11 protein-coding genes and 1 pseudogene are annotated in these 15524 nt (G+C 34.3%); 5 read left to right on the plus strand and 7 right to left on the minus strand.

The genetic code is table 11. From position 1 onward, the window contains the following. Positions 1–161: 161 nt before the first annotated feature. Entirely contained in the window at positions 162–3116 is a 2955-nt protein-coding gene (locus PKK00_07950; protein HNW98326.1) for a choice-of-anchor J domain-containing protein, read from the minus strand. A 226-nt stretch (positions 3117–3342) separates the two neighbouring features. Then, positions 3343–4761 (minus strand): aldehyde dehydrogenase family protein, encoded by a 1419-nt coding sequence (locus tag PKK00_07955; protein HNW98327.1) that lies wholly within the window; start codon positions 4759–4761, stop codon positions 3343–3345. A gap of 294 nt (positions 4762–5055) precedes the next feature. On the opposite strand from PKK00_07955, the pseudogene PKK00_07960 reads away from it, so the two are divergent. The 4 genes and pseudogenes from PKK00_07960 to PKK00_07975 all read left to right on the plus strand — a co-directional run bounded on the left by PKK00_07960 (position 5056) and on the right by PKK00_07975 (position 9451). Continuing rightward, positions 5056–5592: pseudogene (locus PKK00_07960) on the plus strand (DMT family transporter). A gap of 35 nt (positions 5593–5627) precedes the next feature. Continuing rightward, entirely contained in the window at positions 5628–5930 is a 303-nt protein-coding gene (locus PKK00_07965; GenBank protein HNW98328.1) for an EamA family transporter, read from the plus strand. Between the two features lie 131 nt (positions 5931–6061). Then, a complete protein-coding gene (locus PKK00_07970) occupies positions 6062–8197 on the plus strand; it encodes an elongation factor G (GenBank protein HNW98329.1) in 2136 nt (711 codons plus the stop codon). A gap of 504 nt (positions 8198–8701) precedes the next feature. Then, the gene (locus PKK00_07975; protein ID HNW98330.1) at positions 8702–9451 is read left to right on the plus strand and encodes a TonB family protein; all 750 of its coding nucleotides are present in this window, start codon (positions 8702–8704) and stop codon (positions 9449–9451) included. Between the two features lie 5 nt (positions 9452–9456). Here the strand turns inward: PKK00_07975 and rnhA are convergent, their stop codons facing one another. The 4 genes from rnhA to PKK00_07995 all read right to left on the minus strand — a co-directional run bounded on the left by rnhA (position 9457) and on the right by PKK00_07995 (position 12360). After that, the gene (rnhA, locus tag PKK00_07980) at positions 9457–9930 is read right to left on the minus strand and encodes a ribonuclease HI (protein HNW98331.1); all 474 of its coding nucleotides are present in this window, start codon (positions 9928–9930) and stop codon (positions 9457–9459) included. Between the two features lie 61 nt (positions 9931–9991). After that, complete coding sequence (locus PKK00_07985; protein HNW98332.1) at positions 9992–10291, minus strand: endonuclease domain-containing protein; 300 nt, start codon at positions 10289–10291, stop codon at positions 9992–9994. A gap of 137 nt (positions 10292–10428) precedes the next feature. Continuing rightward, positions 10429–11151 carry a hypothetical protein gene (locus tag PKK00_07990; GenBank protein ID HNW98333.1) on the minus strand — a complete coding sequence of 241 codons (723 nt, stop codon included), beginning with the start codon at positions 11149–11151 and terminating at the stop codon, positions 10429–10431. A gap of 66 nt (positions 11152–11217) precedes the next feature. Beyond that, a complete protein-coding gene (locus PKK00_07995; protein HNW98334.1) occupies positions 11218–12360 on the minus strand; it encodes an iron-containing alcohol dehydrogenase in 1143 nt (380 codons plus the stop codon). Positions 12361–12494: 134 nt separating this feature from the next. Here PKK00_07995 and PKK00_08000 point away from each other — a divergent pair, with 134 nt between their 5' ends. Further along, a complete protein-coding gene (locus tag PKK00_08000) occupies positions 12495–13256 on the plus strand; it encodes an arginine deiminase family protein (protein HNW98335.1) in 762 nt (253 codons plus the stop codon). 87 nt (positions 13257–13343) lie between these two features. Here the strand turns inward: PKK00_08000 and uvrC are convergent, their stop codons facing one another. Beyond that, on the minus strand, positions 13344–15143 hold the full coding sequence (uvrC, locus tag PKK00_08005) for an excinuclease ABC subunit UvrC (GenBank protein HNW98336.1): 1800 nt from the start codon (positions 15141–15143) through the stop codon (positions 13344–13346). Between the last annotated feature and the right edge of the window lie 381 nt (positions 15144–15524).

A 15524-nucleotide genomic window follows, 5' to 3' on the forward strand; every position in this document is an offset into this window, starting at 1 on the left:
TTTAAGTTTTTTACATACCTTTGTTAATATCTATATTTTTACCGAACTATTAATTAAATAGTAAAATGATAAAATATTTTTTCGATTGCCAGGATCTGGATCAAATGAAAATAAAAAGGGGGCAATACTTCTGCCCCCTTTGAAATCATTAATGATATAATTTATTTTATGATGGTAATATTTTTTGTGAAAATACCTTTTTCGGTTTCTATTTGAATGTAATACATTCCTTCAGCAAAATCGGATGTGTTAATTGCAAAAGAATTATTGTCTACATTGCTTGTAAATACTATTTGTCCGAAAACATTCGTCATTTTTATTTTTGAAATATTTTCAGTTGCAAAAATGTTTATTATATCTTTTGCAGGACTTGGAAATACATTAAATGATGACGAACCGGTTTCATTTTCTTTGATTGATGTAGGATCACAAATACTTGATAAGGTAGCCGATGAAGTAAACTCTCCGGTATTTACACCTAAAGAAATAGTATCCCATACAATTTCATAACTTCCACTGCCGTAGTCGCAGCAGTTACCATCTCCATAACTATCATATATATTAAAGGTATAACAATCTGTTGATGAAATACAAACATTTGTTGAGTATAGCTGAGGTGAACTGTCTACATAAGGACCGCCAGTAGCAATAACTTCAGACGTTGTGTTGTTAATCAATTCCCATGTTGTTTCACTGCCATAATCATCGGTTTGAACATTAACCGTTACTGTAGCATCAGAACTGATTACTGTTTTTGTTGTGGTATCATTGAGTATATTAAAATCTCCTGGCATTGAAGAATATGATTTAATAATGTATGTTCCGATTGCTGATAAATCTTCTGTAGTGGAAAATGTATGTGATAATGTACCAAATGGAGGAATTGAACCGGTTACGGTTTCTGTAACAGGTGTGCCTGAATTTATCTGGTAAGAAACACTTATATTTGAAATAGCAGTATTACCAAGGTTTCCGATTAAAACAGTAATATTTGCATTTGAGGGTAACGAACAGCTTGTTTCATTAGATGGAGAAATTATAGAAGAAATACTAGCATCAGAAATAGTAGCATTACTTGTATAAGGTATTGCAAATCCTGTAACTTCTGCACCACCTGCAAATGATCCTATAGTTGTAGCTGCACCGGTTAGGATGTTAACTAAACTGATATCACCTGCTGAAGTTGTTGCATTATAGTCGGCCATGTAACATAAATTTGTATTATGGTCGAATTCCATGTCTTGTGCATAACTTGCATCAAATCCAATAGAGCCGATTGATGTAGCTGTTCCACTGGTTTTATCTACAGAGTATAGAACATCATCATTTATACCAACGGAATATAAATTACCGAGAGTATCACATGCAAGATTAATTAAAAGATCAGTTGAAGAGGTACCAATTAATGTAGCATTTCCGCTGGCAGTATTGATACGATATAAACTTGATGCAGAAGCTGAACTATTCCAGTTTACACCAAAAAGTGTATTGGTAGTATAATCGAAAGCGATACCATTTATATCAATACCGGTATTACCAATTATGGTTTTTTCACCGGTAGTAGTATCAATGGTTACAAGATTATTATCAGAATAAACTACACCATACCATCTGTTTCCTAAACCCCATGTTCCTGCCTGAACAAAGTTATCACTAGATTGATCTGCCAGTGAAACCATAGTTTGAGGAGTTTGTAAATAAGTATAAGCAGGGCCTACAGGTAGAGTGCTTGTTGGATCGTATGCTATGTAACAATATGCTTTTACAAGATTCTGAACAGAGATGGCTTGTTCAATAGTATCATTAGCATTATTCATATCGTTTAAAAGTTGTGTATACATTTTAATGGTGTAATCTCCAACAGCAGCGGTCCATGCATCAAAAGTAACCTGCATTGAATTTCCTGGAGTAAGCGTTACAGCTTTTGTTGAAGTATAGGTGCCAATATTCATAGTTACATCAAAAGTAGCATCGATAGTACCTGTATTTTTTACTGTAGCAAGTGGGCTAATACTTCCCGGACCTACTATTGATGCCATATCAATACTGATTGATGAAGCATCGATATTGTTGTAAATAGTTGTATTTAAAGTATCATTTGTAGCATTACTGTCAGCAGGGAATGAAGTATAAATTTCAACATTATAAATATGACCAATTATAGAAAAGTCCCATGTTTGAGAGAATGTATGATTTATTGAAGCATGTGCAGGAATTGTATCAAAAATGGTATCTGTTACAGCAGTTCCGCCATCGATTATACAAGTAACAGGGATTTTAAAATGGTCAATAGAATCAAGGTTAGCAATATTAACAGTAACTGTATCTGTTGCAGTTAATAAATCAGAAGGTAAAGGATAAACAATACTTAAAGGACTTATGTCATTAGGAAAAATCGAAGTACTTCCGGTTGAAAATAAATCAAGAGCAAAATATCCTCCCATATTCTGGTTATCGGTAACCCTTTCTCGGAATGCGATATAAATCTGTTGACCTGCATATGGGGCAAGGCTGTATGCATATTTGAACCATGTACTTTCAGAAGCAAGTTCAGCATTGTCAATTAAATCAAGTTGAGTAGTAAAGTCAGTTGTTGAATTTCCAGTAGTTGAAATTAATACTTCTAATGTATCAACATATTGAGCACCTCCGTAAAACCATAAATAAAATGAAAGGCTGTCGCTAGAAATAACAGATATTTGAGGAGAGATAAACCATTGGTCATTAGATGCACTTCCACCTGTGTTCCATGTGCAATATGCTACATAATCACCACCGCCTGTAGGAACATCTTGTGTCCCGCTATTCCAGCCACTTAAAGCATCTCCATTTGCTGCCTGTGCCCAACCTGTTCCACCGTCAGGATTTTGCTTTGTCCATCCATCAGGAGGAAAAGAACCTTCAAAACTTTCAGTAGTGAGCGTCCTGATTTGTTTTGCAGCATAAGCGCTGAAATTGGTTTGACTTTGAACTGCTTTATCATTTAAGTTTCTTTTTGTTGCTTCAAATTTTACTTTTGGAGCTTTGCCATTAATTAATGAAATTTGTTTTTTTTGAGCAATCCCACTATAACCTAGCAAGAATACCAAACTAATTAATAATGTAATTTTCTTCATGTTTTATATTGTTTTTTAGAAATTTATTTTTTGCGAAGTTAATCATAAAGTTAAATGAAAAAATCAGGGTTTTTACTAATAAAATTGCTCGAAGAAATTATATAATTTTTAATAAAAAAATTCCTGTTTTATTTTTTGTTTTAAATTATTTAAAACAATTGTGAATTTGATTCCCCTACACCTTTCGAAAAATAATCCTAAACTGAATATTTTTCATAGGAATTAACTAATACGACTTTACTAAAATTTTTGGTTCCATCATGTCGAGCATAGCATATTTAACCCCTTCGCGTCCAAGCCCTGATTCTTTAACTCCACCATAAGGCATATGGTCAACCCGAAAAAGCGAAACATCATTATGTATAACACCCCCAACTTGAATATTCGCAAATGCATAATTCAGTTCATTAATATTATTTGTAAATACTCCTGCCTGAAGCCCAAAAATACTATTGTTCACTTTATTTACTGCATCTTCAAATTTTTCAAATGAATCAAGAATAACTACCGGGCCAAAAATTTCCTGACAACTAACTTTCATTTCATTTTTAGTATTAGTCATTACAGTAGGCTCGAAAAAAGTGTTATTTCTTTTTCCTCCGCATAAAATTTTTGCCCCATCGGAAACAGCTTCACTTACCCATTGCTCCACGCGTTGTGCATTTTCTTCGTCGATCATCGAAGTAATATCCGTTGATAATTCATTTGGTGGACCTGCTTTTAATGCTTTGGTTTGTTCAATGAATTTTTTGGTGAATTCATTTATAATTTCTTTTGCTACAAAAATTCGTTGTGTGTGAATGCACACTTGTCCGGCATACGCAAAAGCCCCTACAATACAGCGTTTCACGGCATGTTCAATATCGGCAGATTTTGTAACAATTACCCCTGCATTTCCACCGAGTTCCAGAACAACTTTTTTCTTTCCCGCGTCAGTCTTCATTTTCCAGCCTACTGCAGGTGAGCCGGTAAATGTTAACAATTTAAATCTTTCATCAGTTACCAATTGATTTCCTGCAATCCTATCCATCGGAAGTATTGAGATTGCGCCTTTTGGTAAAGCGGTTTTGTCAATAATACCTGCAAGCTCTAATGTTGATAAAGGAGTTGACCTTGCCGGCTTCAATATTATCGGGCATCCTGCGGCAATAGCGGGGGCTATTTTATGAACGGCCAGGTTCATGGGAAAATTGAAAGGAGAAATTCCTGCGACTAATCCAACGGGGAAATATTTTACAAGTCCTTCTTTTCCTTTGCCTGTTGGCTCCCAGTCGAGGCGCATAAATTCCATTGGCGGACGTTTTGCTTCTTCGGCTGCAGCAACAAAAGTGCTATATGCACGCTGAATTTCTGCAATAGCGTATTTCAAAGGTTTTGCAGCTTCCATTGCCAATATTTCAGCCAGTTCTGCTTTCCTGTTTTTTATTTCATCAGCAATTTGCATTAGAATTTCATAACGTGTATAGGCCGGTAATTCTGCCAGTTCGCGCTCTATCGCTAGTGCTTTTTGAATTGATCTTTCAAGGATTTTTTTATCTGCCAGGTATGTTTCAGCTATTAATTTATGATCATACGAATTATAAATTCCAATTTTTTCAGAAGATGTAATAAATTCTCCGCCGGCATAAATTTTATATTCTTTCATCTGTATAAAAATTTAAATGTGTATAAAATATGTATATTATCAGAAATGATATTTTTTGTTACCCGCCTTGCCAGTCGGGCAGGCTCGCTCACACCCCCGATATTTATCGGGGCGCAACAAGGGATTGCTCGTGAATATTCATGCTTTTTAAACTTCATTTAATTTAATCATTTGTTTGATGTAAATTTTTTGGTTGCAAGGATATTTCATAAATATTTTTTTTACAAAAATACATTTTAAGATTTATTACAAAATATATTCATATGCTTTAAATTGTAATTTTACGACGGATTTATGAAAACACAGAACCTGAAAAAACTTTGGAAATGGCCTATAATGGTAGTTTTAGTGATTACCTGGGGCAGTTCATATATTTTAATGAAACGCGGACTTGAAGAATATTCCGCTATGCAGGTTGGTGCATTAAGGATTAGCATTGCATCCATTGTTTTATTTCCAATAGCATTAAGAAAAATAAAACATGTTCCCAAATCAAAATTCTTATTATTAGTTCTGTCATGATTTCTTGGAAATGGAATCCCTGCATTTTTGTTTACGCAGGCTCAAACAGGCATAGATAGCGAGATTGCCGGTATCCTTAATTCTGTAGCTCCGCTTTTTGCTTTAATGATGGGCGTTTTATTTTTTAAATTAGAAACAAAATGGTTTAATATCATCGGGGTATTTATAGGACTGTTTGGTGCAGTGGGTCTTTTATCGGTTGGAATAAAAGGATTTGATACAAATTTGAGTTATGGTATTTATATAATTATCGCCACTATGTTATATGGTACAAATATTAATATAGTAAAAAATATTTTAAAGAAATAGATCCCATAACTATTACCTCGATAGCTTTTATCGTTATCGGTATTTTTTCACTGGTTTTTTTATTGACAGGAACTGATTTTTTAAATCGGACAGGAAGCAGCTCATCAATAAAAGCATTAGGGTATATTATCATTCTGGCAGTATTGGGTACTTCAATAGCCGGAATATTATATAATTATTTAATAAAAATATCGTCGGTTTTGTTTGCCGCTTCAATTACTTATATTATTCCTGTTGTGGCAATAATTTGGGGAATTATAGATGGCGAAGTTCTTTATACCGAATATTTATTATGGATTGTAGTAATATTTGCCGGTCTTTTCCTGGTAAATAAATGAAAAAGAAAGACAACAGATTTATAAAAATCACTTCAAAAAAGGATTTCCTTTTTATTTTATCAAAAATTCATTATTTTTGCTGACCTTGTTAATAATAACTTAAATATCTAATACATAACAATTTTATACATATGAAGGTATATCAAACAAATGAAATCAGAAATATTGTTCTGATAGGTGGCGCAAAATCAGGTAAAACCACACTGGGTGAAGCAATGCTGTTTGAAGGCGGCGTTATTACCAGGCGTGGTAGCGTTGAAGATAAAAATACAGTTTCAGATTACAGGGAAATTGAACTTGAACGTCAGAACTCCATTTCTTCAACAGTACTTTATTCTGAATTTGAAGGAAAGAAAATAAATATCATCGATGCTCCCGGTTTCGATGACTTTGCAGGTGAAATGGTTGCAGCATTACATGTTTGCGATACTGCTTTAATGTTGGTAAATGCACAAAACGGTGTTGAAGTAGGAACTGAAATTACATGGCGCTATACCACAAAACATAAATCGCCTGTGGTTTTTATAATGAACCAGCTCGATCACGAAAAAGCAAATTTTGATGAAGGCATCCGCCAGTTAAAACAATATTTTGGTGATAAGGTTATACCTGTTCAATATCCTTTAACAACAGGAACTGCATTTAACAGCGTTATTGATGTGCTGAAAATGAAAATGTATAAATTTACTCCGGGCTCTGCAAAAGCTGAAATTACTGATATACCTGAAGCAGAAAAAGCTAAAGCAGCAGAGTTACATGGAAAAATTGTTGAAGCAGCAGCAGAAAGTGATGAAAAACTGATGGAGAAATTCTTTGAAGAAGGTTCTCTTTCAGAAGAAGAATTATTAAGAGGTTTGAAACAAAGCATAATGAAACGCGAAGTATATCCGTTACTTTGTGTATCAGCAAAACAGGATACAGGAGTTGCAAGGCTTATGCAGTTTATCAATGAATTTATTCCGGCTCCGAATGAAATGCCTTGCAGAAAAACTACCGAAGGTAAAGACCTGAAATGTTCAACAACTGAACCTGCTTCGGCTTATGTTTTTAAAACAACCCTCGAACAACATCTTGGCCAGATGACCTTCTTTAAATTATACAACGGCGAGATTGCTGAAGGAATGGATATGGTAAATGCAAATACCGGTTCAAAAGAAAGGTTATCACAATTATTCATAGTTGCCGGGAAAAACAGGGTAAAAATTGAAAAAGTTGTAGCAGGAGACATTGCTGCAACAATAAAACTTAAAGATGCTCATACTTGCAATACATTGGATACTCCTAAAAATTCAAACGATATTGTAACTCCTGTTGAATATCCTGAACCAAAATTCCGTACAGCAATAAGGGCAAAGAACCAGTCGGATGATGAAAAACTGGGAGGCATACTAAAATCAGCACATGAAGAAGATCCTACCATTATTTTTGAACAATCGATGGAATTGAAACAGGCAATTCTTCAGGGACAGGGTGAACTTCAGCTTACCGTACTTAAATGGAAAATTGAAAATCTTGATAAAATAGAAATTGAATATTATCCATGTAAGATTCCTTACAGGGAAACCATTACCAAACCTGCAAAATCAAGTTACCGTCATAAAAAGCAATCAGGCGGCGCCGGTCAATTCGGTGAAGTATATATGATGATAGAGCCTTGGTATGAAGGAAAACCCGATCAGAAAGAATTCCCGATAAGGGGTCGTGATGAAATAAATTTGAACTGGGGAGGAAAATTATTTTTCCACAATTGCATCGTAGGTGGAGCTATCGACGCACGTTTCATGCCTGCCATCCTGAAAGGTATCATGGAAAAAATCGAAGAAGGTCCGTTAACAGGTTCATATGCTCGCGATATTGTGGTTAGCGTTTATGATGGAAAAATGCACCCGGTTGATTCCAATGAAATTTCTTTCAAACTGGCAGGACGTAATGCTTTCAAGGAAGCATTCAAAAATGCCGGTCCAAAAATCCTTGAACCTATTTACGAAGTGGAAGTTGTGATGCCTTCAGAAAGAATGGGTGATGTAATGACGGATTTGCAAGGAAGAAGAGCAATTGTATTGGGTATGGATAGTGAAGGAAATTATCAGAAAATCAAAGCACGTGTTCCACTGGCTGAATTGAACCGTTATTCCACTTCATTAAGCTCCATAACTAGCGGTCGCGCAACTTATGGGATGAAGTTTGCCGATTACCAGCAGGTTCCGGGAGATGTTCAGGAGCAACTGCTTAAAGCATACGAAGCTGAATCGAAAGACGAAGAATAATTTTTTTATAATAAAGTATTTTTTTATGGTTGGCTGAAAAGCAAACTTGCTTTTCAGCCAACCATTTTTTTATACTTCAACTGAGTTTGTATATTTCGACTACAGCCAATATATACAGAATCTTAGCAGATTTGTAAAGCAAAATGTGCTTAGATTCTGTTATGCCGATTTATCCCAACTTGTCGTGGATAGGAAATTTTGTAACCGAACTTGTGAGCTCATGAATACCTTTAAAATAATACCAATTGTTAATTTAAAATAGTCCAAAGGATATTTTAAATTTTACAATGGTTATGCCGATGACATAGATGTTATAGTACAATTTATTGGACTATTACATCTATACAATCGGTATAAAATAAGTTATGAATAAATCATTTCTGTATCGGTATACATGCAACCTCTAACACTCAGCATAAATATGTCTCATAAATATTTTGTAATGCCTGATAAACTATATAATTTTGTAACTTTCGGTTCGTTAGTAGTGATATAAAGTTTAGAATGGACCCACATTTAGAAGACGAAATTTTATTTAAGCATCGTAACAGATCATACGGCGCTTATTTATTACGTCGGAGCTATATTCGTAACCTGACTATTTCGGTTGTTTTAGCTTTAATATTTTTCTTTACAGCTTTTATGATTGCTGTTGAATTAAATAAAAATATTGAAGAAGAAGATTATTATGATTTTAGTAATGTAGTTTTTGAATATTCATCACTTGAATATGCACCGGGCGAAATTCCTAAAGCTCCTGAAAATACTAACCCACCTGAAAAGAAATTAAATATTGCGAAAACAGAAAACCTGAATGAAATTAAAGTAAAAGAAACAGTTGCAAATACCGAAAATACTTTAGAAGATAATTCTACATCAGATGCTGATAGTTTAAATGGAAATCCTAATGGAGAAGGTAACGGTTCTGACACAGGGCTTGTTTTTACACGTGTGCAGGAAATTCCAATGTATCCCGGAGGTGAAGATGCAAGGAAAAAATTTATTAAAGAGCACTTTAATTATGCAAGCCTCGGACAAAATGTAAAAATTCAGGGTGTAGTTTGGGTTTCTTTTATTGTTGAAAAAGACGGTTCATTATCTGCGATAAAAGTTTTGAATGGAATTGGTGCAGCCTGCGATGGCGAAGTAGTTAAAGTAGTTAAGAAAATGCCTAAATGGAAACCGGGAAAACGAAATGGCCTTCCGGTGCGTGTAATTCTTAAAATGCCTATACGGTTTGAGAATGCTATATAAAACGATTACGATTCCTCTTTTTTCATTTCTTCATAACCTTCATCAACCAGTAAATTCGGCATTTGCGAGGTGGCTACGGCAAGTTTATCACAAATTTCATTTTGCGGATTGTTTGCATGTCCTTTGATCCAAACAAAATTTACTTTATGTTTTTTATAAACTTCAAGAAAGCGTAACCAGAGATCTTTATTTTTTTTCTTTTTAAAATTTATTCTAACCCATTCATGTAACCAGCCTTTTTCAACAGCTTCTACAACATATTTTGAATCGGAATAAATTGTAACCTGGCTGTTTTCAAACTTTAATGCTTCGAGTGCAACAATAACACTAAGCAGTTCCATTCTATTATTCGTTGTAAGCCTGTATCCCTGCGAAAGTTCTTTGCGATATTTCCCTGAAATTAATACAACTCCATACCCACCGGGACCCGGGTTTCCGCGTGCACTGCCGTCGGTATATATGGTGATGGAATGGGGCATCTTAATATAGTCCCCCCTTGAGGGGGGCAGGGGGGTGAGAAATTCATCTCACACTTTATTATTATTTAAAATTATTTTTCTGTTCGAAATTATCAATATAATTTTCTATTTCTGCACTTACATTATCAATATCATATTTCACTTGTTGTTCGCTAAATCGTAATATTGAGAATCCCAGTTGTTTTAAATTTTTATCTCTTTCAATGTCTTTTTCATGTTTGAATAAATGTGAATAACCATCAATCTCAATTATCAAATTCAAATTTTTACACATGAAATCTGCAATATAGCTATCAACAGGGCGTTGTCGTAAAAATTGATACCCACGCATTTTTTTTGCTCTGAGTAACTCGCACCAAATCCTGATTTCTCAATCAGTTGAGTTGTTCCTGAGTTTACGGGCTAATGGTTTGAGATTTTTATTATAAAAATTGTTCGAGTACAACATGAAATAATTCATCCCCCTTAATCCCCCTTTCAAAGGGGGACAGGTTTGTACTAAAGTTTTGTGACTTTTGTAAGCATGCTGTATCCCATTAATTTTCCGTCTTTGTTATACGATTCGGTTTTTACAGAACCAACACCTACTGCATGATATTCAACACTTTTTATATTTACAGGGATTGTGATACCCATTGTTATTGTTTCCATAGTCATATCCTGGGTAATTTTATAACAAGTGTATGTTCCGGCGGTTGTAGTAATGCTTTCCTGGCTTTCAACTTTTCTATTGCTTACAGTAATCTTCATGGTTGAAAATAATGTTCCGTTGCTGTACATACTTATTGTTCCGGTTGCATCCTGTAAAGTCATACCAACAGTTAAATTTTGAGGAAGTTCCATCCATGTAGCATCCGATTTAATATCCATGCCTTCGAATTGCTTTGAAGATTGAGCCGGAAGAAAACTTTTCATTTCGATATACATTTTATCACCATTACATTTTATTGAAGAATTGGTAGTGGCTTCAACTTCATCTTTCTCGTTTTTTGTAGTTGTTTCTACCTTTGCCATTGTGCCTTCTGTAGTGGTAGTAACATCCGAAATTTTGTTAATGGTTTTTCCGGTAACTTTATCTTTTGCATTATAGTTAGTCATTTCAAATTCATTTCCATTTGAAAGAGAATAATAAGCATTGCAAGTTTGTGACTTTGCAAGCATAGTTAAAGCTGATACAAATAAAAATGTAAATAAAACTGATAATAAATTTTTTGATTTCATAATGGTTTATGTTAATGATTACTAAATGCAAATATCAGAAAAATATTCGAAATATCTATGATTTGACTATTCGAACATTAGTTTGAGTATTTCGGATAAATCGTCGTTGCTTAATTTGTAATTCATTCCCGATACTTTATTCATAAGCATTACATCAAGAATATGCTGTTGGTTTTCTTTACCAATGCCGCATTCAGCAAGCTTAAGTGGACATTCAATTTTTTTGAAAAGTTCTTCGAATTTAGAAATTGTTTCATCAGCATTATCTACTGCGAATAATTCTTTGCCAAGTTCACAAATCCTTTCATTGGCGCGTGTTTTCATGACTTTCATCCAAGCAGGAAAAGCAATGCTTAGCGAAGCACCATGAGGCACATCAAACAATAGTGATAAAACATGACCGATATCATGAACACCCCAATCGCCGCCATTACGGCCGGCTAAGGTAATACCGTTTAATGCTAAGGTTGATGCATAAAGAATTTTTTCACGCAATTCATAATTCTTTAAATCATTCAAAAGCTGTGGGCCATATTCCATGGCTTCACGAATAATCGAATAAACAATTTTATCGGAAAGGGTAGCATCACCTTTTCCGAAATAAGCTTCGAGGCAATGTGCAATTAAATCTGCAATTCCGTAAGCAGTATAATTTCGCGGAACTGAAAAAGTAAATTGCGGGTCGAGGAAAGAATGTTTCGGATAACATAAAGGATTGCCCCAACCTATTTTTTGTTTTGTTTTATGATTTTGCAAAACAGCAAACGGATTCATTTCTGTTCCGGTTGCAGCCAATGTAAGCACTGCAATTAATGGGATTGCTCTTGTCGGTTTTTTTAATCCGCTGTAAAAATCCCATGCGCTATGCGAAACAGGAATTGTTATTGAAATGATTTTTGCCGAATCAATAACACTGCCACCGCCAACAGCAAGCACAACATCAACATTATTATTTCTTCCCAGTCGTGCTGCAAAATCAACATCTTCAACAACCGGGTTTGACTTAATGCCACTATATTCGTACACCTCGGCATTTATACTTTTTAATTGAGTAATAATGTTTTCGTAGATGCCATTTTCTTTAATTGAATTTTTTCCGTAAACAAGCAGCACTCGTTTCCCATATTGAGAAATAGTTTTAGCAAAATCGTTCAGGATATTTTTTCCAAAATGTAGTTTTGTAGGATTATATAAAACAAAATTTTCCATGTTTAAAGTTCTTAAAAAGCAAAGTTAAATAAAATGCTTTTTCTCTTTAAAAAATTATCAACTTTAATGCAATCATTTGCCCGAAAAATTTATATTTGTTTATTATTAACCAATTAAACCCACGGAGGTGTAAGATGTTTAGAAATGCTATTGTTAGAACGCCATGCGAGAACATGGTAAATGGAATTACCAATGCAAAACTTGGAGCTCCTGTTCATAAAAAAGCTTTAGCGCAACATGAAAAATATATTGAAGCTTTAATCAGTTGCGGTGTTTCTGTAACAGTGCTTGAAGCGGATAACGATTTTCCCGATTCAACATTTATCGAGGATACGGCTTTGCTTACACCTCACTGCGCCATTATTGCCAATCCCGGCGCAGCAGCAAGAAAAGGTGAGACCAAAAAAGTGGAAGAGGTCTTAAAAGATTTTTATAAGAATTTTGAATACGTGAAAGAACCTGATACTGTTGAACCCGGCGATATCATGATGGTTGGTGAACATTTTTATATCGGGTTATCGAAGCGAACAAATAAAAGCGGTGCCGAAAAAACAATTTCAATATTAAAAAAATATGGAATGACAGGTTCTGTAGTTACACTCGAAAAAGTGTTGCATTTAAAAACAGGGATGTCGTATCTTGAACACAATAATCTTGTTGTTGCTGGTGAATTTATTGAGAAACCGGATTTGCAAAAATTTAATTTATTGAAAGTTGATGCAGACGAAAGTTATGCGGGAAATTGTATTTGGGTAAATGATAAAGTGCTTGTACCTGCTGGTTTCCCTAAGATTCGAAAGAAAATAGAAAACGCCGGTTACGAAACCATTGCTCTCGATATGTCTGAATTCCGTAAGCTTGACGGTGGACTGAGTTGTTTATCGTTGCGATTTTAATAGAACACGGATGATACAGATAATACTGATTTAAACGGATTAATGGTTATGTATTTTTTTCCGTGTTATCCGCGTGAAATCAGCGTTTTATTTTTTAAAGAATTCAAAAACAAATTTTCCTTTGTGTTTTCCTATTGCATTTTGAATTTCTTCGAGTGTGGCTTTTTTAATATTGTTCACCGATTTGAATTTTCGAAGTAAGGTTTGAATTGTTTTTTCACCGATATTTTCTATTTCAGAAAGCTCTGATTTTACCAATGCTTTTTCTCTTTTCTTTCGGTGATGCGTTATTCCAAAACGATGTGCTTCATCGCGCATTTGTTGTATCAATCGCAGTGATTCCGATTTTTTATCGAGATAAAGCGGAACGGAATCGTTGGGATAATATATTTCTTCCAGCTTTTTTGCAATGCCGATGATATTTATTTTTCCGTACAATCCAATTTCTTTCAAACTTTTAACTGCCGAACTTAACTGTCCTTTGCCGCCATCGACAATGATTAGCTGAGGCAGCGACTGATTTTCTTCAAGCATTCTTTTGTATCTTCTTGAGATCACTTCTTCCATCGATGCAAAGTCGTTGGGGCCTTCAACAGTTTTAATATTAAAATGACGGTATTCTTTTTTATCGGGCTTGGCATTTTTAAAAACCACTAATGCCGAAACAGGGAAAGCTCCCTGAATATTAGAATTATCAAAGCATTCAATATGTGTGGGTAAATTATTCAAACGAAGATCGTTCATCATTTGTGAAAGAATTCTTTTGCTGTGGCGTTCCGGGTCAACCAATTCTTTTTGCTTTTGTTTTTCTTCCATGAAATATTTTGCATTCCTTTCAGAAAGTTCAAGCAATTGTTTTTTGTCGCCTTTCTGCGGAACAGTATAATTTATTTCAGGAATTGTAATCTGCGGAATAAAAGGAACGATAAGCTCTTTGGCGTTGCTGTCGAAACGTTGACGAAAATCAGTGATTGCAAATGAAAGTATTTCTTCATCCGTTTCATCAAGTTTTTTGCGAACTTCAACCGAATGTGTAGTTACAATGGCACCATCAATAATTTTCAGGTAATTTACATAACCGTTATTTTCATCACTCACAATCGAAAGAACATCAACATTGCTGATGGCTGGATTTACAATTGTTGACTTACCTTGATATTTTTCAAGCAACTCAATTTTTTCTTTTATGATTTGCGCTTTCTCAAAATCAAGATTTATGGAATGGTCGTTCATCAGTGTTTTCAACTGCTTCAGAACATTCGAAATATTTCCTTTGATGATATCTTTAATTTGTGAAATGGTTTTGTTATAATCATCTTCATCCTGATATCCTTCGCATGGGCCTTTGCAATTGTGAATATGATATTCCAGACAGACTTTAAATTTTTTTGCAGAAATATTTTCTTCAGTAAGTTTCAAATTGCAATTTCGTAATTGATACAATTGTTTAATCAAATCGAGCAACGTGTGCAAAAGCCTTACAGACGCATAAGGACCGAAATATTGCGAGCCATCTTTAATGATATTTCGTGTTTGAAAAATGCGTGGGAAACGCTCGTTTTTAATGCAAATCCAGGGATAAGTTTTGTCGTCTTTAAGAAGAACATTATACTTGGGTTGTAATTCTTTTATCAGATTATTTTCAAGCAGCAATGCATCAAATTCGCTTTTAACAACGGTATATCGGATGTCGGTAATTTTTTTTACCATCACATTTATTTTTCCGCTAATCTGTGTTTTAGAGAAATATGAAGTAACTCTTTTTTTCAGACTCTTTGCTTTGCCTACGTAAATGATAGTTCCGGAACTATCAAAAAATTGATAGATGCCGGGATTATCGGGAAGATTATTAAGTATGTGTTGTATGTTTTTATTAATTTCTAACATTTTTTAATTCAGCATTCAGAAGTGAGAAGTCAGAATTTTAATTTTATTCTTCAAATTCAGCATTCAGTATTCTGAACTCTGCATTCTGCATTCTTAATTCTGCATTCTTAATTCTGCACTCTTAATTTTGTTTTCTAAATTCTATAAAGTTTTACAACGTACAGTTTATTTAATTACATTTTTTAATTCAGCATTCAGAAGTGAGAAGTCAGAATTTTAATTTTATTCTTCAAATTCAGCATTCAGTATTCTGAACTCTGCATTCTGCATTCTTAATTCTGCATTCTGCATTCTGCATTCTTAATTCTGCATTCTTAATTCTGCATTCTTAATTTTGTTTTCTAAATTCTATAAAGTTTTACAACGTACAGTTTATTTAAT

The sequence above is a fragment of the Bacteroidales bacterium genome, assembly GCA_035353855.1.
Lineage (GTDB): Bacteria > Bacteroidota > Bacteroidia > Bacteroidales > CG2-30-32-10 > DAOQAK01.

Excerpts from the sequence above, each read along its gene's own strand:
- PKK00_07950 (HNW98326.1), bottom strand. The coding sequence starts at position 3,116 with ATGAAGAAAATTACATTATTAATTAGTTTGGTATTCTTGCTAGGTTAT.
- PKK00_07955 (HNW98327.1), bottom strand. The coding sequence starts at position 4,761 with ATGAAAGAATATAAAATTTATGCCGGCGGAGAATTTATTACATCTTCT.
- PKK00_07970 (HNW98329.1), top strand. The coding sequence starts at position 6,062 with ATGAAGGTATATCAAACAAATGAAATCAGAAATATTGTTCTGATAGGT.
- PKK00_07975 (HNW98330.1), top strand. The coding sequence starts at position 8,702 with ATGGACCCACATTTAGAAGACGAAATTTTATTTAAGCATCGTAACAGA.
- rnhA (HNW98331.1), bottom strand. The coding sequence starts at position 9,930 with ATGCCCCATTCCATCACCATATATACCGACGGCAGTGCACGCGGAAAC.
- PKK00_07990 (HNW98333.1), bottom strand. The coding sequence starts at position 11,151 with ATGAAATCAAAAAATTTATTATCAGTTTTATTTACATTTTTATTTGTA.
- PKK00_07995 (HNW98334.1), bottom strand. The coding sequence starts at position 12,360 with ATGGAAAATTTTGTTTTATATAATCCTACAAAACTACATTTTGGAAAA.
- PKK00_08000 (HNW98335.1), top strand. The coding sequence starts at position 12,495 with ATGTTTAGAAATGCTATTGTTAGAACGCCATGCGAGAACATGGTAAAT.
- uvrC (HNW98336.1), bottom strand. The coding sequence starts at position 15,143 with ATGTTAGAAATTAATAAAAACATACAACACATACTTAATAATCTTCCC.